The organism is Pilosibacter rotomagensis, assembly GCF_045062245.2.
In the GTDB taxonomy this organism is placed as follows: domain Bacteria; phylum Bacillota; class Clostridia; order Lachnospirales; family Lachnospiraceae; genus Pilosibacter.
This window is the reverse complement of the sequence record NZ_CM170323.1, coordinates 3,217,360-3,235,749: the sequence shown is the minus strand read 5'-3', so window position 1 is coordinate 3,235,749 and position 18,390 is coordinate 3,217,360. Positions and strand designations below refer to the sequence as shown.

The window sequence follows — 18,390 nt, the reverse complement described above, 5'->3', positions numbered from 1 at the left end:
AATGGCAACTGTAACAGGCTATGTGGAAAGAATCAAATACCGCAATGAGGATAACGGTTATTCGGTCTTAAGCGTGGCGGACGGGGGAGAAGAATATATCCTCGTCGGCACATTTCCCTACATCAGCGAGGGAGAGCGGATCGAGGCGACGGGCCGGATGGTGGAACACTCCATCTACGGTGAACAGCTTGCGGTGGAGAGCTATGAGATAAAGGCTCCCGAGGATACACTGGCAATTGAACGGTATCTCGGCTCCGGTGCTATCAAAGGCATCGGAGCTGCTTTAGCTAAAAGGATCGTAAAGAAGTTCAAGGCGGACACCTTCCGGATCATGGAGGAGGAGCCGGAACGTCTCGCTGAGGTCAAGGGTGTCAGCGAGCGCATGGCGATGGAGATCAGCAGCCAGGTGGAGGAAAAACGGGATATGCGTCAGGCGATGGTCTTCCTCCAGCAGTACGGGATTTCCATGAACCTTGCGGTGAAGATCTACCAGCATTACGGTCCGAAGATGTACTCGGTCATCCAGGAAAATCCTTATCAGCTCGCGGATGATATCCAGGGCGTAGGCTTTAAGATCGCGGATGAGATCGCGGCGAAAGTCGGTATCTTTACGGATTCCGATTACCGGATCCGCAGCGGACTCTTCTATGCACTGCTCCAGGCGACGGGAAACGGCCATACATATCTGCCGGAGGAGGAGCTGTTTGCCAACGCATCAGCGCTCTTAAATGTGGAACCGGAGCACATGGAAAAACACCTGGTGGATCTCCAGATGGAGAAGAAGCTGGTGGTGAAGGAGAAGGACGGAAAGCGGATCATCTATCCGGCACAGTTCTACTATATGGAACTCAATACGGCGAGAATGCTGCATGATCTGAATATCCACTCGAAGATCAATGAGGAGGACGTGAAAAAACGGCTCAAAAAGATCACGGAGGCGGAGAAGATCGAGCTGGATGAGCTCCAGGAGCAGGCGGTGATGGAGGCGGTGAGCAATGGTCTCCTTATTATCACCGGAGGACCTGGAACTGGTAAAACAACGACGATCAACACGATCATCCACTATTTTGACCAGGAAGATATGGAGATCCTTCTGGCGGCCCCGACGGGGCGTGCGGCAAAGCGCATGACGGAGGCGACCGGATATGAGGCAAAGACGATCCATCGCCTTCTGGAGCTGACCGGGGCGCCTGTCGCGGATCCGAAAAATAACGGGAATTCCGGAGAAAACCGGCTGGAGGGCATGCATTTTGAACGGAACGAGGAAAATCCTCTGGACGCGGATGTGATCATCATCGATGAAATGTCCATGGTGGATATCAGCCTGATTCACTCACTCTTAAAGGCGGTGAATGTAGGAACGAGGCTGATCCTTGTGGGCGATGTAAACCAGCTTCCCAGCGTGGGGCCGGGAAATGTTCTCCGGGACATGATCGCGTCGGAGGCGTTCCCTGTGGTGAAGCTCACAAAGATCTTCCGTCAGGCGGCCCAGAGCGACATTATCGTCAATGCCCATAAGATCAACGACGGGGAAACAGTTCCTTTAAATAAGAAGAGCCGTGACTTTCTGTTTATCCGGCGCGATTATCCGGCGGATATTGTGAAGGATATGATGGTCCTCGTGCAGGACAAGCTTCCGAACTATGTCCATGCCGAGATGTCAGATATCCAGATCATGACGCCGATGCGGAAAGGCGCTCTCGGAGTTGAAGCATTAAATAAGCAGCTCCAGGAGAAGTTTAACCCGCCTGCGCCGAATAAGCAGGAGAAAGAGTCCGGCGGGACGATCTTCCGCGTGGGCGATAAGGTCATGCAGATCAAGAACAATTACCAGATCGAGTGGGAGGTCCGCAACCGTTACGGAATCCCGGTGGATAAGGGCGAAGGCGTTTTCAACGGGGATACGGGGATCATCCGCTCCATCAACAGCTTCGCGGAGACGATGGAGGTGGAGTTTGATGAGCGCCGGATGGTGGAGTACAGCTTTAAGCAGTTGGAGGAGCTGGAACTCGCCTACGCGATCACGATCCACAAATCCCAGGGAAGCGAATATCCGGCAGTGGTGATCCCGGTCCATTCGGGACCGCGGATGCTGATGACGAGAAATCTGATCTACACGGCGGTTACGAGGGCGAAAGCCTGCGTCTGCCTCGTGGGAATCCCGGAGGTGTTCCAGGCGATGGTGGATAATGAAGTGGAGCAGAAACGGTATTCGGGGCTGAAAGACCGGATTCTGGAGATAACATGAAATTTAATAAAATTCTTGATATTCTATATCCCCGCCGCTGTCCTGTATGCGGGGATATCACAGGCGGCTTCGGGCGGATGATCTGCCCGGACTGCCTTCGGAAACTTTCGTTTGTAAAATCGCCGGTATGTAAAAAATGCGGAAAAGAAATTGAAGATGAGAGCATGGAGTTCTGTCCGGACTGCATGCGCCATCCGCGTGGCTTTGAGTACGGGATCGCCTTATTAAATTACGATGAGGCGGCGAGGCATTCCATGGCGCAGATCAAGTACAATAATAAAAGAGAGTATCTGGATTTTTACGGGACAGCCCTGACAGCACGGTACGGACGGACGATCCGCCGGATGCAGGCGGATGCCCTGGTCCCGGTGCCGGTCCATGCCACGAGGAAAAAGACCCGGGGATTCAATCAGGCAGAGATCCTGGCACGGGTCATCGGAAAGAAGCTGGGGATTCCGGTGATGCCGGAAATGCTGGTGAGAAATAAGAAGACGCTGCCGCAGAAGGATCTCTCGGCGGCAGAGCGGCTTAAGAACCTTTCCGGTGCCTTCGCGGCGGGGGAGATCCCGGAGGGGATCAGGAGCGTGATCCTTGTGGATGATATCTATACAACAGGCAGTACCATCGAGGCGTGCGCGAGAGTCCTGCGGGCATCGGGAATCAGCCGGGTCTATTTCGTTGTGATCTGTATGACCGGAGGAAGATAGGACAGGAAAAAAGTGATATGCATACAGGTTATAGAATGAGAGGGACTGCATAAATATGCAAAAATACATGTATAAACGCTTGCTTTTTGTATAGGCCTGTGGTATAGTGGGTCTCATCGAAAAAGTTGCAAATCCGTATTGGGTTAGAGGAGGAACATATTATGAAAAAGGCGATTGCATTATGTTTGACCGCTGCGATGGCAGCATCACTTCTTACAGGCTGCGGTGGCAAGACTACAGAGACAACGGCAGCAGCAGAGAATAAGACAGAGACAACAGCAGGTGAGGCTGCGGCAGAAAAGAAAGATGAGGCAGCAGGAGTTGTTAAAGTGATCGAATATGATCTTACAGATGAGCAGTATGCATTCGGCGTGGATAAAGACCAGCCGGAGTTGCTTGAGCAGGTAAATGCATTCATCGCAAAGATCCAGGAGGACGGAACCTTCGATGCGATCTGTGATAAATATTTCAGTGACGGCGAGCCGGCTGCAGTAGAATCTGCAGAGTATGATGCTTCCAAGGATCAGCTTGTGGTTGCGACAAACGCATCCTTTGAGCCGTTTGAGTATGTTGACGGTGACAGCTACAAGGGAATCGATATGGAAATCGCAGCTTTGTTCGCACAGGAGCTTGGCAAGGAGCTTGTAATTGAAAACATGGACTTTGATGCAGTATGCTTATCTGTTGGTCAGCACAAATGCGACATCGCAATGGCCGGCTTAACGATCAACGAGGAGAGAGAAGAATATGTAACTTTCTCCGATCCGTATTATAAAGCATCCCAGAGACTGGTTACACTGGCAGATGATACGGCTTTTGATGACTGTAAGGATGCAGCTTCCGTAGAAGAGGTTCTTAAGGGCTTAAGCGCGAGCGACAAGATTGGCGGACAGCAGGGAACCACAGCACAGTACTTTGTTGAGGGCAGTGATGACTGGGGCTTTGAAGGACTTCCGGCCGAGTGGGTACCGTATAAGAGTGCATCTCTTGCAGTTCAGGATATGATCAACGGCAATGTGAAGTACGTGATCATTGATGCGGCTCCGGCGGAAAGCATCACAAAGGCGATCAACGCAATGCAGTAAAACCATTGGAAACACCGGTCAGAAAAGCGGGGGCAGGATACGGTTCGCTCCCGCTTTTTGACTGTATTGGAACATGGCAGAAAACGCTGTGTTTTTGCTATCTGGAGGTATTATGGGAAACTTCGGGAACAAATGGAACAAGTTTGTACAGATATTTATTGAGAAAAACGGTTACGTCAAAGTTGTGCAGGGTCTGCAGAATACGCTTCTGATCGCGGTAGTCGGCATGATTATCGGTGTTTTGATCGGTACCATCATCGCGACGGTCCGCGTCCTGCCGAAATATAAGACACTTCCGCGGGCGTTGAACGCGGTTTGCAGCTTCTACGTAGGTCTCTTCCGCGGAACCCCGATGGTCGTGCAGCTTCTGATCTTCTACTACGTTATGCTGCCCCTTATGGGGATCAAGCTGCCGGGTGTCCGTGTTGCCATGGTGGTCTTTGGATTGAACAGCGGCGCGTATATTTCCGAGATCATGCGAAGCGGTATCCAGTCCGTTGATCCGGGACAGCTTGAGGCGGGACGTGCAGTCGGTCTTGGCTTTGGCCCTGCGATGATCCGGATCGTGATCCCGCAGGCAGTAAAAAATATTCTTCCGACTCTGGGCAATGAGTTTATTGCCCTGATCAAGGAAACCTCCGTTGTCAGCTTTGTCGGCGCGGCGGATCTTTATGTTGCCTTCAACTATATCGGAAGCAACAGCTACGAGTTCATGGTCCCGTATCTTGTCATGGCGGCGATCTACATCGTTCTCGTGCTGGTGATCTCAATTCTTGTTAAACTGATGGAAAGGAGCCTGAAGAAGAGTGATAGACGTCATTGATCTGAAAAAAACATTTGGTGATCTGGAAGTCCTGAAGGGAATCAATGTGACCATCAATAAAGGTGACATCGTTGTAGTCATTGGCCCGTCCGGCTCCGGAAAAAGTACATTTTTAAGATGCTTAAACTGTATGGAAGATCCGACCTCCGGCAGCATCATTTTTAACGGCGTAGATATCGCCGATATGCGCGTGGACATCAATATCCACCGCCGCCATATGGGTATGGTATTCCAGCACTTCAACCTGTTCAACAATATGACTGTGATCGAGAATATCATGATGGCACCGGTCTATGTGCGCTGTAAAGAGTTAAAGAAGGCAAAGAGAAAAGGAACGCTGGCACCTGATGCGCCGAAAACGAAGGCAGAGATCAAGGCACAGGCGAGAGAGGAAGCCCTTGAGCTGTTACGCCGCATCGGCCTTGAGGATAAAGCAGACGTTTATCCGTCCACTCTTTCCGGCGGACAGAAGCAGCGTGTGGCCATCGTCCGTGCTCTGGCGATGAAGCCGGATGTGATCCTCTTCGATGAACCGACGAGTGCTCTCGATCCGGAGATGGTAGGTGAGGTACTGGATCTCATGAAGGAGCTTGCAAACGAAGGAATGACCATGGTCGTTGTAACCCACGAGATGGGCTTTGCGAGAGAGGTCGCAAACCGCGTGCTGTTTATGGATCAGGGAAAAATTCTCGAAGAAGCTCCACCGGAAGAGTTCTTCGCACATCCGAAGAATGAGAGAACAAAGGAATTTTTATCAAAGGTATTGTAGATTTCAGAAGGCTTCCTGCTTTCCAATGTGTGGAAACAGGAAGTCTTTTTTTGTGTAATAGGAAATTCTGAGGAATTCCCTATTACACAAAAAAGGCACTAACGTGCCAATGATGCGCACTCGCGCGAAGATGTAGCTTGTCGCAAGCGACCGCGCGAGGCGCGAGAATGTGCCAAGGCACATTCTTTTTTACACAACCGCGCGAAGATGCGGATTGCCGCAGGCTGCTGCGCCTGGCGGGAGAATGTGCCAGAGTATATTTTTGTCTGCACCAGTGGGAGACGCCTGAGTGTGGTAGGATATATCTTTTTTATAAAAAAATCCGTGGAAAGACCGTGTTCTTAAAGGAAATACTTGACGAGCCGAAATTCTTATGGTATGATATTCGGGCGAATGGAAGATATAGGTCTTTTTTTTATGCTCAAAAAACGATAGCAATGAATAGAGAAAAGGCCGCCTTACAAAGAAATTAAACGGAGGTGGAAGTCGTGCGCACTAAGATTACACTGGCATGCACAGAATGCAAGCAGCGCAACTACAACATGACGAAGGATAAGAAGACTCATCCGGACCGCATGGAGACAAAGAAGTACTGCAGATTCTGCAAGAGACATACGATGCACAAAGAAACTAAGTAATCCGGTTTGCAAGAAGGACGTGAATTTATGGGAGAAACGGCAAGTAATGAGAAAGCCCCTAAAACGGACTTTATCAAAGGCTTAAAAGCTGAATTCAATAAGATCATCTGGCCGGATAAAGATACGCTTACAAAAGAGACCGTTGTTGTAGTCGTATCAACAGTAATTCTGGGGATTGTTATCGCAGCCCTTGACCTGATCATCAAATTTGGTCTCAATATTGTACTTGGTTAAGGATGAGGTGAAAATATGTCAGAAGCACAATGGTATGTTGTACACACTTATTCCGGATATGAGAATAAGGTAAAGGTTGACATTGAGAAAACAATCGAAAACAGAGGTCTTCAGGATCAGATCTTAGAGGTCTCCGTCCCGCTGGAAGAAGTCATCGAGCTTAAAAACGGTGCTCAGAAGCAGGTCGAGCGTAAGATGTTCCCGGGCTATGTGCTGATTCATATGATCATGAATGATGACACATGGTACGTTGTACGGAACACCAGAGGTGTGACCGGATTCGTAGGACCGGGATCCAAGCCGGTGCCGCTTTCAGAAGAAGAGATGATGAGCCTTGGCTTTAAGGCACCGGATGTCGTTGTAGATTTCGCCGTCGGAGATACCGTCGTTGTTACGGCCGGCGCATGGAAGGATACCGTCGGTGTCATTAGAACCGTCAATGAGTCCAAGCAGTCCATTACAATCAACGTCGAGATGTTCGGCCGTGAAACACCGGTGGAACTGAGCTTTTCTGAAATCAAGAAAATGTGACCGTAAACGGACTAAGATCCGGACCGGTCGTCCGTACCTTTTTTAGGAAAACGGACTTTGTGCCCGCGTGGGAGGGAAATCCCCGACATTACCACATTATTTAGGAGGTGCCTAATTATGGCAAAGAAAGTTACAGGTTATATTAAATTACAGATTCCTGCCGGCAAGGCAACACCGGCTCCGCCAGTTGGACCGGCTCTTGGACAGCACGGTGTAAACATCGTACAGTTCACAAAGGAGTTCAACGCTAAAACTGCTGACCAGGGCGATATGATCATCCCGGTTGTTATCACAGTTTACGCTGACAGAAGCTTCAGCTTCATCACAAAGACTCCGCCGGCTGCTGTATTATTAAAGAAGGCTGCAAAGATCAAATCCGGTTCTGCAACACCGAACAAAACAAAGGTAGCTACTCTTACAAGAGCAGAAGTACAGAAGATCGCTGAGCTCAAGATGCCAGACTTAAACGCTGCAAGCATCGAGGCTGCTACAAGCATGATCGCTGGTACTGCTCGTTCCATGGGTATCACCGTAACAGACTGATCGTAAGCAACTGAATGGAGGACGGACCTCCATATACAGCAACAATCACGTGGGAGGGAGGACTCCCGACACTACCACAGGAGGTTTTTTATAATGAAAAGAGGAAAAAGATACGTAGAAGCGGCAAAAGCTATCGACCGCGCTACTCTTTATGATACAGCAGATGCAATCGCATTAGTTAAAAAGTCTGCTGTTGCTAAATTTGATGAAACAATCGAGGCTCACTTAAGAACAGGCTGTGATGGCCGTCATGCTGATCAGCAGATCCGTGGTGCAGTAGTTCTGCCGCACGGAACAGGTAAGACTGTTCGTATCCTTGTATTCGCTAAAGGACCGAAGGCTGATGAGGCTCAGGCTGCAGGCGCTGACTTCGTTGGAGCAGAGGATTTAATCCCGAAGATCCAGAACGAAGGCTGGTTAGATTTCGATGTAGTTGTTGCTACACCGGATATGATGGGCGTTGTTGGACGTCTTGGTCGTGTACTTGGACCGAAGGGCTTAATGCCGAACCCGAAGGCTGGTACCGTAACAATGGACGTTACAAAAGCTATCAAAGAGATCAAAGCTGGTAAAATTGAGTACAGACTCGATAAGACAAACATCATCCACGTGCCAGTAGGTAAGGCTTCTTTCACAGAAGAACAGTTAGCGGACAACTTCCAGACGCTTATGGATGCAATCAACAAAGCTAAACCGAGCACAGTAAAGGGCGCTTACTTAAAGAGCGTTACTCTTACTTCCACAATGGGCCCGGGCGTTAAGTTAAACGTAGCTAAGTTAACAAACTAGTCGATTGTGTCATTTTAACTGTCAGACATTGATCTGGTTCTGCGCCCCAGCGGCGTACAGCCGGATTGACCGTCTGGCAGTATTTTAATGCAAAAAACTAAAAAAGTGATTGACAATCCAAATATATTATGATAGACTATTCGGGTATTGAATGCCGAAGACAGCAGGTGCCGTAAGGCGTAAGGTAAAAACACCTGCCGAGGGACGTACAAAACTCACACAGAATTTTGTAAACCTCTCGGTCTGCGGACAGAGAGGTTTTTCTGATAAGCGAAAAAATGCTGTGACGGCGAATCCAATACTAAATAAAACAGGAGGTAAACCATTCATGGCAAAAGTTGAATTAAAGCAGCCGGTAGTTGCTGAGATCGCTGAAGTCCTCAACGGAGCAAAGTCTGCTGTAGTCGTTGACTACCGTGGATTAACTGTTGAGCAGGATACTGCTCTTCGTAAACAGTTAAGAGAAGCTGGTGTTTCTTATAAAGTATATAAGAACACAATGATCCGCTTCGCTGCAAAGGGAACTGAGTTCGAAGCACTTGAGCCGAATCTTGAAGGACCGACAGCACTTGCTGTTTCTAAAGAAGATGCAACAGCTCCGGCCAGAGTATTAGCTGAGTTCGCAAAGAAAGCTGACAAGCTTGAATTAAAAGGCGGCGTTGTAGAGGGAACATACTACGATGCAGCAGGTATCGGTGTAATCGCAAGCATCCCGTCCAGAGATGTTCTTCTTGGAAGACTTCTTGGAAGCATGCAGTCTCCGATCACAAACTTCGCTCGTGTTCTCAACCAGATCGCAGAGAAGAACGGCGAAGGCGCAGAAGCTCCGGCAGAGGCTTAATCCTCATCCCGGTCCTGCAGGCGGAAACACGCATCGCGTGATCCCGTCAAAGGCAGCATAGATGCTGTATAAAAGTTGTGAAACAAACGTGAAATATAAATTATTATGGAGGTAAATTATAATGGCAAAGTTAACAACCGCTGAGTTTATCGAAGCTATCAAGGAATTATCCGTATTAGAGTTAAACGAATTAGTAAAGGCTTGTGAGGAAGAGTTCGGTGTATCCGCAGCAGCAGGCGTAGTAGTTGCAGCAGCAGGCGCTGGCGCAGCAGCAGAGGAAGAGAAGACTGAGTTCGACGTTGAGCTTACAGAAGTAGGCCCGAACAAGGTTAAAGTTATCAAAGTTGTTCGTGAAGTAACAGGTCTTGGCCTCAAGGAAGCTAAGGACGTTGTAGACGGCGCTCCGAAGGTTCTTAAGCAGGGTGCATCCAAAGACGAAGCTAACGACATCAAGACAAAACTTGAGGCTGAAGGCGCTAAGATTACTCTTAAGTAATTTGACGATAAAAGTTCCGGACAGCAGCTATGAGGCAGAATGTGCTTGCACATTGTGACTCAGAGATATTGGACGGATTAACCGCATGAGCAAGAGATCCGCAGGAAGGTGACTTCCTGCGGATTTTTTTGTTTAGCAGGAAGTCACCTTACTGCTAAACAAAAAGGCACCGCGTATCTAAGCTGCGCACCCGTGCGAAGATGAAGGTTGTCGCAAGAATGTAAAAACTCTGTAAGATTCTGTATTGTAATCAATTTGACGGTGGAAAGACCGGCGCTTATGTGTTAAAATGGATAGCATGAAAATGGCAATACCTGCCCATTATACAGGATCAGGCGGGTGAAAAGGAGAAAGAATGATTCAGGAATTAGTAAAGAGATATCCGGTCCTGGATGCCGTAAAGGACCAGATCGAAGAGGCATACAAGATCTTAGAGACATGCTATGAGAACGGCGGAAAACTTCTGATCGCAGGAAACGGCGGAAGTGCCGCAGATTCTGACCATATCGTCGGTGAGCTGATGAAAGGCTTCGTAAAACGCCGCCCGGTATCTGCGGAACTCGCAGAGGCTTTAAAACAGGCAGACCCGGAACGGGGAGCGGAACTCGCGAAGAAACTCCAGGGCGGACTTCCGGCCATCGCGCTCACAAACCATGCAGCGCTTTCCTCCGCATTCGCAAATGATGTGGACGGGATGCTTTCCTATGCCCAGCAGGTAAACGGCTATGGAAAAGCAGAGGATGTGTTCCTCGGGATCAGTACCTCCGGAAACGCGGAAAATGTGATGTATGCCGCAGTGACCGCAAAGGCGAAGGGAATGAAAGTGATCGGACTCACAGGAAAGACCGGCGGAAAACTTGCAAAGATCGCAGATGTCGCGATCATCGTACCGGAGCAGGAGACTTACAAGATCCAGGAACTCCACCTTCCGATCTACCATGCGCTCTGCCTGATGCTGGAAGACAGATTTTATGCGGAATAGTACCGATATGATAATACATGTCTGCATGATGTTGAAAAATCCTATGAATGCCTGCGGACGATATCCGGATGTGCGAATGGACAGACAGCAGGAATCATGCCGGAGAAGAACCGCAACCGGGGGGAAATTATGAAGAGACGGGAATGGGCCTCGTTAATTATTCTGGCGCTGGCGGCGGTGCCCGCGCTCTTAGTTGCGATCGGACAGGTTTATGTGACAGGAGTGGATGGGATCCGGCTTAGAAGACCGGAGACGATCGAACTTCTGGCAGAGATCATTGTGCTGTTTTTCCTATATCTGTTCGCGATATGGAAAATCGATCGAAACCGGCTCAGAGCAGGAGCAGCTCTCCTGATCACAGCCGGATTCCTCTGGATCCATCAGGCGTTCACGGCGATGTTCCTGTCCGGCGCCTATGTTCTGGTCCTTTTGATGTTCGGTGCGCGCCTTCGCAGAGGGATGGACAGAAATCATGTCTGGAGAGAGTACCATGTGATCACCGGACTTGCGGATTTCCTTCTGGGAAGCGGATGTATGATCTTTTTATTCTGTATAGGATCCCTACTTTTCGGGTGCGGGATCCGGAGCTTCCGCCTGCTCACGGTGATCATTGCCGGATTTCTGATCGGTTTCCGGTTTATGGAATTAAGGACGGCAGGAGATGACGGAAAGCCGTGGAGACAGATCCCGAAGGAGACGAAGATCTCTCTGGAAATGTCCGCCTGCATCGCGATCATTCTTGCGATGGTCCTCCTGCAGGCCGGAAGAATGAACATCTGCGCCGATTACGACTCGCTCCATTATGGCCTGCGGAGTGAGTATGTCCTGGATAACGGCGGCGGGATCTATGAAAATCTCGGAATGGTCAACGTGGTATACACGTACTCGAAGGGCCTGGAGACACTGCTTTTACCGATCTCCGGACTGCCGTCCTACGGCTTTTTCCTGAGTTTCCAGATCTGGATGACGCTTGGGACCCTGATCACCGCGGGCCAGATCGTGGAACTTTTTGTCGGAAGAAAGCATGCGGTGGGCTGTATGACGCTGCTCTCCTGCATACCCGGGATCATGAACATGTCCATCACTGCAAAGACAGACTCCATGACGGTATTTATGCAGCTTGTCATGCTTTTGTTTCTGCTGCTTTACATCAGGAGAAAGAAGGACGCTTATCTGGTACTGGCGGTGGATGCCTACCTGATGACACTCGTGTTAAAGCCGACGGCGCTTGTATTTTCCACAGCGGCGGCAGGAACCGCCGGACTTTACATCCTGCTCACAAAACAGCTGAGATTTAAGTTCCACGGAAGTTTCCTTCCATCCCTTGGCTTTATGATCCCGATGTGGCTTCTCATTTGGTACCGGACATGGCTGCACACGGGACTTCCGCTGACATCCGTGTTCAACTCGATCTGGGCGGCCCTCGGCTTTACCGTGCGGTATCCGTACCGGTTTGAGAGTCTGCCGTCAAACGGCGGGACACTGATCTCCCTGGCGGGGCTCAAGCACATTTTAAAGAGGATTTACGGCGTTCTCATGGCCCCGGTGGGCGAAGATATGGCGCATGTGCGGATCGCCTGGGGATCGCCGCTGCTCCTGATCTTTCTTCTGATGGTCTGTCTGCCGGTGCTGGCGGATGTGAAGAGATCGGGACGGAAAGAAAAAAGCTCCCTGATCTGCCTGGCGCTGGTCTTTGTGACGAATGGGATCGTGAGTCTCGCGGCGCTTTATCTTTTATGGCAGGTGGATGGAAACTATTTCCTGCTCCTCTATGCACTTTCAGCGATCCTGGCGGTGATCACAGCAGGAAAATTAAAGAGCGGTTTCCTCCGCGGAACGATCTGCAGGATGCTGGTCCCGTTCCTTCTTTTTAATGTGACGATCACAGCCGTGAGCAACTGGGGGGGAACGCTGGGACTGACACCGGTGAAAATCTTCCATAAAGGATATTATGATCATATGGAAGAATCCCATGAACTGCTCGTCTCATACGGAAATGAGAAGATCTGGGACGTGCTGGCGGAAAATCCGAGAAACCGCGTCGTCGTATTCGGGGAACAGCCGGAGATGCTGCGTTTCCCGTGCAGCACCCAGAGCTATACGGACATCGAGGGAAGCGGCGGAAACTTCAATCTGTCATCCAGCCCGGAGGCACTGGCAGAGTTCTTTACATTCGCGGGAGTGGATCATATCTATCTCGGAAGCGGATACTTAAAGCCCGGAACGGACGGATTCCGAAATGTGACAGGGCTTTTAAAACAGGGGTATCTCTCAGACCTCCTGTATGAAAATGGAAACGGGCTTGCAGTATTCTCGCCAGAACCGAGAGAACTCTCCGCGGAGGAGAGCGAGGCGCTTCTGGCGGAGTTTACCGAAAAATACTGGCCCGGAGAACAGCAGTAAGGGGATAAGACATGAATTTACAGGAGAAAACCTCAGAGGCGTGGAAGAGGTGGAGCCCGGAGCTTCTGATCTTTGCGCTCCTTCTGGGATTTGGATTTTGGATCAATCGTGGAGTGGAATTAAAGGGACTTTATATGGATGATCTGTACCTCTGGTCCTGTTATGGGGACCAGTCGTTTACAGAGTATGTATTCCCGATGGGCAGCAGCCGGTTCCGCTTCCTGTTTTACCTGGCATCCTGGCTGGAACTTTTCTTTATCGGGGGACATGTGGAATGGATGGTTCCGTTCAACATCATCCTAAACGCGGGGATCGCGTACAGCATTTATCGGATGGCAGTGTCATTCAGTGATGGGAGAAAGATCTTAAGCTTTGCAGCCGGCATTCTCTACCTGTCTTCGAGAATGGCATATTATCAGATCGGACAGTTCTACGGTCTGATGGAAAGCCTGGCACTCTGGGCGGCGCTCGGGATGCTGTGGTTTCTGTACCAGTACGTGAATGAGAAAAAGGCGGGGGCGTTTCTCGCAGCCAACGTTCTGTACTTTGTGGTCAGCTTCATTCACGAGCGGTATATGGTGCTGCTGCCGCTTCTTCTCTTAACGGTGATCCTCGGCTTTGGAAAAGGTCTGGGAACGGAAAATGTGGCCGCGGAACCGGAGAAAAAAAGCGAACCGGAGCGCGCGGCAGAGCCGGGACGCAGCCGTGGAAGAGGACAGAGCCGCGGAGCACAGGGTAAGAAAGATGCAGCAGCCCGCGCGGAAGCAGCAGACACAGAAAGCAGTTTCCGCCTGCCAGGGATCCTGCTCATCTTGCTCCCGATCGTGGTATTTGGAGTGATCCAGATGATCCGTCTCCGCACGATCGGAACGCTGTCACCGGCAGGAACCGGCGGAACGGATGTGGCAGATACCTTCCAGCTCACGGATGCGATCAACCAGGCGATCAGCCAGGTGGGATTTGTGTTCGGAAGAAACTCCGGACCGGATTATCTCTGCATTGAGCCGTTTGTGGACAGCCCGGACGGGATCCGGAACCTGATCCTGGCAGCGGAAGCCGTTCTCGGAGCCGGTGTGCTGGCGGCCGTTCTCGGTATGGTGAGAGATCGGGAAGAGATTGTCTGTCATTTAAAGAACACGATCCTGTTTCTTGGATTTATCGCGCTCTGCATCGGCAGCTCCAGCGTGACGATCCGTGTCGAGATGCGTTGGGTCTATGTGGCCTATGCAGCGGCGCTCCTGTTCTTTGCTTATCTGTCCCGTGTGATGGGAAAAGCGGGGATCCTGGTACTTTTATACGGCTGTCTGATATTCCCGGTTGAGACATATTACCGGGACAACTGGGATAACCTGTATTTATGGGCACCGCAGAGCCAGTACAATTCTCTGGCGGAAAAGACATACGGAACATACGGGGACGATATCTTCGACAAAGAGATCTATATCATCGGAAAAGATTTCGAGATCAGTGATTTTAATGCAGAAACATTCCTGAAAGTATACGCAAAAGGAAAAACAAAGGTTCCGAAACTTCAGTTTATCGACAGCGATATGGACCTCAAGGAGATCACGGACAATATGGTGATCCTGTGTGAGGACCCGGAGCACAATGCGTACAACGATGTGACGGAGATCGTGAAGCGGCAGCGATTCGACACGCCGTTCGGAAGCTATGCGGACGGGTGGATCGATGAGAACGCAAAGATCGTTCTGACAAACGGGGAGAGCAGCAAGCTGACCTTGAAATGCTATTACCCCGACAAACTTACAGGCGGCGAGACCTGTAAGATCAAAGTGAACGGACGGCAGATGGATGACCTTGTATTTACGGACAATACGATGTACTACGAAATCCCAGCCGCACCGTATCAGAGATTTACGCTGGAGTTTTCGTGCAACTTTTATGTGAAAGGTGCGCGGGAACACCGCGGGGAAGAAAATCTGGCAATGGTCGTGAAGGTAGTCGACCAGTAAGCAGCCGCGGCAGCAGCTGCGCGATATCCGAGGGAACCGCTTATCTGAAGGTTTCACGAAAAAAGTGCAGCGGCTGCCGGACATGATGATGCATGGCTGTTACGGAGAAAAAAGGAGAATCAGAAAATGAATGGACAGCAGTTGGCTCCCATGACCGTGGGATTTGCCATTGCAGTGGTCCTGATCCTCGTGATCGGATTTTTCCGGAGAAAGAGGAACATGATCGCCCATCTTGCTCCCGTAAAGCGGGAATTAAAGAAGGAAAAGCAATGGCTGCGGCGCGGGGAGTATAATGCGGCAATGGTAAAAGGCCGCCAGAATCTGGAATTGTTCTTAAAGCTTGTGGCAGAGTTTAACGGGATCGAGCTTGATAATTCCGCCCAGGCGATGGCGAATGCCCGGAGCAGTTCAGATGGAAGAGGACAGCGCGAGACTTACCGGATGAACGGAAGAAAGCGCCAGAGAGTCATGACATTCCAGCAATTTGGATGGTGGCTCGATGAGAACGGGTATCTGGACCGTGTCGGAAAGTGGGAATTAAATGAGATCCGCGTGATCGGAAACAAAGCGGTACATGAAAATTATGTTTCCAAGGAAGATGCCTGGAATCAGTATAACTACATGGAAGATCTTCTGCGGATCGTTGCGGACCGCCATGCGAACCGTCATAAAAAACGGGGGCCGGAGATCAAAAAGAGCCAGACAGGACATTATGGGACAAATGTGAGAAAAACATACGGAGCGCAGACGAAAGCACGCGGTCAGAATCAGTCACAGGGACGCGGACAGTCAAAAGGACATAGCCAGAATCAGACTGGACGAAGCCAGTCAAAGAACGGTGGACAGGGAAGGCCGGAACGAGATCAGGCGAAGAGCGGCGAAGGAAAACATGAGCACGTTCAGACGAAAAGCAACCGTCAGGAACAGGCTCAGAGACGCGAAAACGGAAAGCAGTCCAACACAAAGCAGTCCGCCGCTAAGAATGGACAGAATATCAGAACAGGTGGAAATGCAGACCGGGATGCGAAGGAAAATAGAAAAGCGGCAGATCAGCCGATGTCGAAAAAGGTTCCGGAAGAGCGGAAGGTAAAAAATCCACAGAAGAAAGAATCGCAAGTCGAAGCGAACAAACTTCAGCAGAGCAGGATTGTGAAGACCGAAGCGAACAAGCCTCAGCCAGGCAAAGAAGTGAAACCGGAAACAAATAAACGTCAGCAGAATGAGAAAGCTGAGGCTGCTGTGAGTATCAAAGTACAGACAGCTGGAAAGTCAGAAGAGAGAAAGCCGCGATCCATCGTGACAGTGCAGCCGGTACAGCCGGTGATCCCAGCGGAAAAGACTGCAGGAAAACCGCTTCCGTTGATGCCGTTGGAGAAAAAAACAGAGGATGTACAGCAGGAGAAGTTAAGCTCTTCCGCAAAGAGACGCCAGAGAAGAAAGCGGGCACAGGCGGCAAGAGAGGCAGCCGGGACGTCTGGAATGAATCGTGAGTCCCGTGAGACTGCAGCACCGCAGACAAAGCCTGTCAGACCGGCAGAATCCCGCCCGGCTCGTCAGGAAGGGAACAGGACAGAACGCAGACCCCGTCAGGCCGCACCGGCGACATCCATGAGGATCGTGACACTCAGCCAGCCGGTGAGCGGACGTACAGCAGCTGATCAGATCAGGAACGAAAGTACAAGATCAGCAGTATCAAAAGCAGATAAACAACCGCAGACGGAAACACAGAAGACACAGAGTGAGAACACGGCGAAACAGGCGGCAAGACGCCGCAGAGCGAGAAGAAGACCGGCAGCGAAGACCGCAGCAGGCGGAGGAGATCATGAAGAATAAGAAAAGTTATATCTACATCGGACTTCCGATCCTTGGGATCCTCTTTTATCTGGCATATTTAAAACGCTCCGCCATCGACATGGTGTATTCCGACTATATCCGGCTGATCAATTCCTATCTGCCGGACGTCTGGAATCCGGATAAGTTCTTTGTTGCGGATCTTCTCACGAGAATTCCGGTAAACTTTTTAGAACGCGGTCTGAATGTGATGATCTTCGGCTACAGCGTTACCGTGGACCGCGTGATGGGCGTTCTCGGATTTGGGCTTTCCGCACTGGTGATCGGCTGGTACAGCAGGAAAAAAGAACTCTGTCCGGTCTGGTATGCGGCTATGATGATCGTCATGTTCAGTCTGAATAAATGGGAGATGCTGTACAACGGAACCGGATGGGCGCATTTCCTGGCATTTGGATTGTTCTTCTGGAATTATGCGCTGCTTGACCGGGTATATGAAAAAGGCTTCAGGAATGCAAAGCGGTCGGAGCTGGTATTGCTCTTTGTGCTGCCTTTCGTGATCACGATCGGGGCAGCAGGTCCGTACTGCGCGATCTATACGGTGACGATCGTACTCGCATATCTTTTTATCTATGTGCGGGATGTCGTGTGTTTAAGACAGACCGGCAAACAGTCAGATCAGAAGAACAGAGCGGAAACAGGAAATGAAGAAAGCCGGAAAAAAGATAACGGAATCATCGCTGTAATATCTCCGAAACGTTCCGGGATCGGAACGGCCCGCATGATCGCCCTGATCGCGGCAGCAGTCATCCCGTTCCTCATCTATCTCTGGAGCAATTCCCAGGCGGTGTATGAGTATTCGGGTGCGGTGAATGTGCCGCTCTTTACGGCTTTCCGACAGGATCCGAAATTTTTTATTAAATTTCTGCTTAAGTCTTTTTCTTCCATGGTTTTTGGAGTAGAATTGATTGACAGGAACTTTGCGGGAATTCCGGGGAAAGTATGGTGTGCGGTCGGTGTGATCGTACTGGTTTCGTACTTCTTCGCACTGTGGATGAATTTTTATTACCGGATCGAGGAAAAGACGATCCTGCCGCTGATGCTTTTGGCGGGCGGCGGCATGAACCATCTGATGGTGCTCGTGAGCAGATATATCTTTATGCCGAACGATAAATATGGAATGAGCTCCAGATACGCATTGCAGTACCAGATCGGTATCATCGGGATCTTCCTGACGTTTGCCCTGGCGGCAAAGTGCGGATTTTGCAGGAAAAAAGCCACACGGGCCATGCCTGTAAAGACTGTATCTATCGCTCTCGCAGCCATGTTCCTCATTGGAAACGTGATGACGACGACTGAGGAGTTCCGCTTCGGAAAATACCGGAAAGAACATAACCGGGATGAAGTAAAACAGATCTTATTAAATTTTGAAAATGAGTCAGACAACACACTGGAGGATGCGCTGGAATATCACAAACCGGGATGCCGGTCAGCGCTTACGATCCTGAAAGAAAACGGTTGGAATATATGGAGGTAGACC

17 protein-coding genes and 1 other annotated feature are annotated in these 18,390 nt (G+C 50.2%); all 17 genes read left to right on the top strand.

Annotated elements, in window-relative coordinates:
* Position 1: 1 nt before the first annotated feature.
* The 17 genes from recD2 to ACI3EW_RS14425 all read left to right on the top strand — a co-directional run bounded on the left by recD2 (position 2) and on the right by ACI3EW_RS14425 (position 18,387).
* Entirely contained in the window at positions 2–2,248 is a 2,247-nt protein-coding gene (recD2, locus tag ACI3EW_RS14505; RefSeq protein ID WP_405579499.1) for an SF1B family DNA helicase RecD2, read from the top strand.
* Positions 2,245–2,955, top strand: a complete 711-nt coding sequence (locus tag ACI3EW_RS14500; protein ID WP_405579502.1) for a ComF family protein — start codon at positions 2,245–2,247, stop codon at positions 2,953–2,955. The genes recD2 and ACI3EW_RS14500 overlap by 4 nt, the downstream gene beginning before the upstream one ends.
* 161 nt (positions 2,956–3,116) lie before the next feature.
* On the top strand, positions 3,117–4,040 hold the full coding sequence (locus tag ACI3EW_RS14495) for a transporter substrate-binding domain-containing protein (protein WP_405579505.1): 924 nt from the start codon (positions 3,117–3,119) through the stop codon (positions 4,038–4,040).
* Between the two features lie 112 nt (positions 4,041–4,152).
* The gene (locus tag ACI3EW_RS14490) at positions 4,153–4,863 is read left to right on the top strand and encodes an amino acid ABC transporter permease (protein WP_021904616.1); all 711 of its coding nucleotides are present in this window, start codon (positions 4,153–4,155) and stop codon (positions 4,861–4,863) included.
* The gene (locus tag ACI3EW_RS14485; protein WP_117469075.1) at positions 4,847–5,632 is read left to right on the top strand and encodes an amino acid ABC transporter ATP-binding protein; all 786 of its coding nucleotides are present in this window, start codon (positions 4,847–4,849) and stop codon (positions 5,630–5,632) included. Before ACI3EW_RS14490 ends, ACI3EW_RS14485 begins: the two co-directional genes overlap by 17 nt.
* Positions 5,633–6,120: 488 nt before the next feature.
* The gene (rpmG, locus tag ACI3EW_RS14480; RefSeq protein WP_008726232.1) at positions 6,121–6,270 is read left to right on the top strand and encodes a 50S ribosomal protein L33; all 150 of its coding nucleotides are present in this window, start codon (positions 6,121–6,123) and stop codon (positions 6,268–6,270) included.
* 27 nt (positions 6,271–6,297) lie between these two features.
* Complete coding sequence (secE, locus tag ACI3EW_RS14475; protein WP_015553095.1) at positions 6,298–6,504, top strand: preprotein translocase subunit SecE; 207 nt, start codon at positions 6,298–6,300, stop codon at positions 6,502–6,504.
* Positions 6,505–6,519: 15 nt separating this feature from the next.
* Positions 6,520–7,035 (top strand): transcription termination/antitermination protein NusG, encoded by a 516-nt coding sequence (gene nusG / locus ACI3EW_RS14470; protein ID WP_015553096.1) that lies wholly within the window; start codon positions 6,520–6,522, stop codon positions 7,033–7,035.
* Between the two features lie 117 nt (positions 7,036–7,152).
* Positions 7,153–7,578, top strand: coding sequence for a 50S ribosomal protein L11 (gene rplK / locus ACI3EW_RS14465; protein ID WP_015553097.1), 426 nt, complete (start codon positions 7,153–7,155; stop codon positions 7,576–7,578).
* A gap of 93 nt (positions 7,579–7,671) precedes the next feature.
* The gene (gene rplA / locus ACI3EW_RS14460) at positions 7,672–8,367 is read left to right on the top strand and encodes a 50S ribosomal protein L1 (protein ID WP_015553098.1); all 696 of its coding nucleotides are present in this window, start codon (positions 7,672–7,674) and stop codon (positions 8,365–8,367) included.
* 136 nt (positions 8,368–8,503) lie between these two features.
* Positions 8,504–8,641 (top strand) — a sequence feature (ribosomal protein L10 leader region).
* Between the two features lie 54 nt (positions 8,642–8,695).
* Complete coding sequence (rplJ, locus tag ACI3EW_RS14455; protein WP_118531042.1) at positions 8,696–9,208, top strand: 50S ribosomal protein L10; 513 nt, start codon at positions 8,696–8,698, stop codon at positions 9,206–9,208.
* Between the two features lie 121 nt (positions 9,209–9,329).
* Positions 9,330–9,704: a 50S ribosomal protein L7/L12 gene (rplL, locus tag ACI3EW_RS14450; RefSeq protein WP_015553100.1), complete on the top strand. Its 375-nt coding sequence runs from the start codon at positions 9,330–9,332 to the stop codon at positions 9,702–9,704.
* 355 nt (positions 9,705–10,059) lie between these two features.
* Positions 10,060–10,686 carry a D-sedoheptulose-7-phosphate isomerase gene (locus ACI3EW_RS14445; RefSeq protein WP_405579514.1) on the top strand — a complete coding sequence of 209 codons (627 nt, stop codon included), beginning with the start codon at positions 10,060–10,062 and terminating at the stop codon, positions 10,684–10,686.
* 129 nt (positions 10,687–10,815) lie between these two features.
* Positions 10,816–13,089, top strand: coding sequence for a hypothetical protein (locus ACI3EW_RS14440; protein ID WP_405579517.1), 2,274 nt, complete (start codon positions 10,816–10,818; stop codon positions 13,087–13,089).
* Positions 13,090–13,100: 11 nt separating this feature from the next.
* Complete coding sequence (locus ACI3EW_RS14435; protein ID WP_405579519.1) at positions 13,101–15,062, top strand: hypothetical protein; 1,962 nt, start codon at positions 13,101–13,103, stop codon at positions 15,060–15,062.
* A 126-nt stretch (positions 15,063–15,188) separates the two neighbouring features.
* Positions 15,189–16,895 carry a hypothetical protein gene (locus ACI3EW_RS14430; RefSeq protein WP_215702627.1) on the top strand — a complete coding sequence of 569 codons (1,707 nt, stop codon included), beginning with the start codon at positions 15,189–15,191 and terminating at the stop codon, positions 16,893–16,895.
* Positions 16,885–18,387: a hypothetical protein gene (locus tag ACI3EW_RS14425; RefSeq protein ID WP_405579522.1), complete on the top strand. Its 1,503-nt coding sequence runs from the start codon at positions 16,885–16,887 to the stop codon at positions 18,385–18,387. Before ACI3EW_RS14430 ends, ACI3EW_RS14425 begins: the two co-directional genes overlap by 11 nt.
* Positions 18,388–18,390: the final 3 nt, after the last annotated feature.

Excerpts from the sequence above, each read along its gene's own strand:
- ACI3EW_RS14430 (WP_215702627.1), top strand. The coding sequence starts at position 15,189 with ATGAATGGACAGCAGTTGGCTCCCATGACCGTGGGATTTGCCATTGCA.
- rplK (WP_015553097.1), top strand. The coding sequence starts at position 7,153 with ATGGCAAAGAAAGTTACAGGTTATATTAAATTACAGATTCCTGCCGGC.
- nusG (WP_015553096.1), top strand. The coding sequence starts at position 6,520 with ATGTCAGAAGCACAATGGTATGTTGTACACACTTATTCCGGATATGAG.
- ACI3EW_RS14495 (WP_405579505.1), top strand. The coding sequence starts at position 3,117 with ATGAAAAAGGCGATTGCATTATGTTTGACCGCTGCGATGGCAGCATCA.
- ACI3EW_RS14440 (WP_405579517.1), top strand. The coding sequence starts at position 10,816 with ATGAAGAGACGGGAATGGGCCTCGTTAATTATTCTGGCGCTGGCGGCG.
- ACI3EW_RS14500 (WP_405579502.1), top strand. The coding sequence starts at position 2,245 with ATGAAATTTAATAAAATTCTTGATATTCTATATCCCCGCCGCTGTCCT.
- recD2 (WP_405579499.1), top strand. The coding sequence starts at position 2 with ATGGCAACTGTAACAGGCTATGTGGAAAGAATCAAATACCGCAATGAG.
- ACI3EW_RS14445 (WP_405579514.1), top strand. The coding sequence starts at position 10,060 with ATGATTCAGGAATTAGTAAAGAGATATCCGGTCCTGGATGCCGTAAAG.
- ACI3EW_RS14490 (WP_021904616.1), top strand. The coding sequence starts at position 4,153 with ATGGGAAACTTCGGGAACAAATGGAACAAGTTTGTACAGATATTTATT.
- secE (WP_015553095.1), top strand. The coding sequence starts at position 6,298 with ATGGGAGAAACGGCAAGTAATGAGAAAGCCCCTAAAACGGACTTTATC.
- ACI3EW_RS14435 (WP_405579519.1), top strand. The coding sequence starts at position 13,101 with ATGAATTTACAGGAGAAAACCTCAGAGGCGTGGAAGAGGTGGAGCCCG.
- ACI3EW_RS14425 (WP_405579522.1), top strand. The coding sequence starts at position 16,885 with ATGAAGAATAAGAAAAGTTATATCTACATCGGACTTCCGATCCTTGGG.
- rplL (WP_015553100.1), top strand. The coding sequence starts at position 9,330 with ATGGCAAAGTTAACAACCGCTGAGTTTATCGAAGCTATCAAGGAATTA.
- rplA (WP_015553098.1), top strand. The coding sequence starts at position 7,672 with ATGAAAAGAGGAAAAAGATACGTAGAAGCGGCAAAAGCTATCGACCGC.
- rplJ (WP_118531042.1), top strand. The coding sequence starts at position 8,696 with ATGGCAAAAGTTGAATTAAAGCAGCCGGTAGTTGCTGAGATCGCTGAA.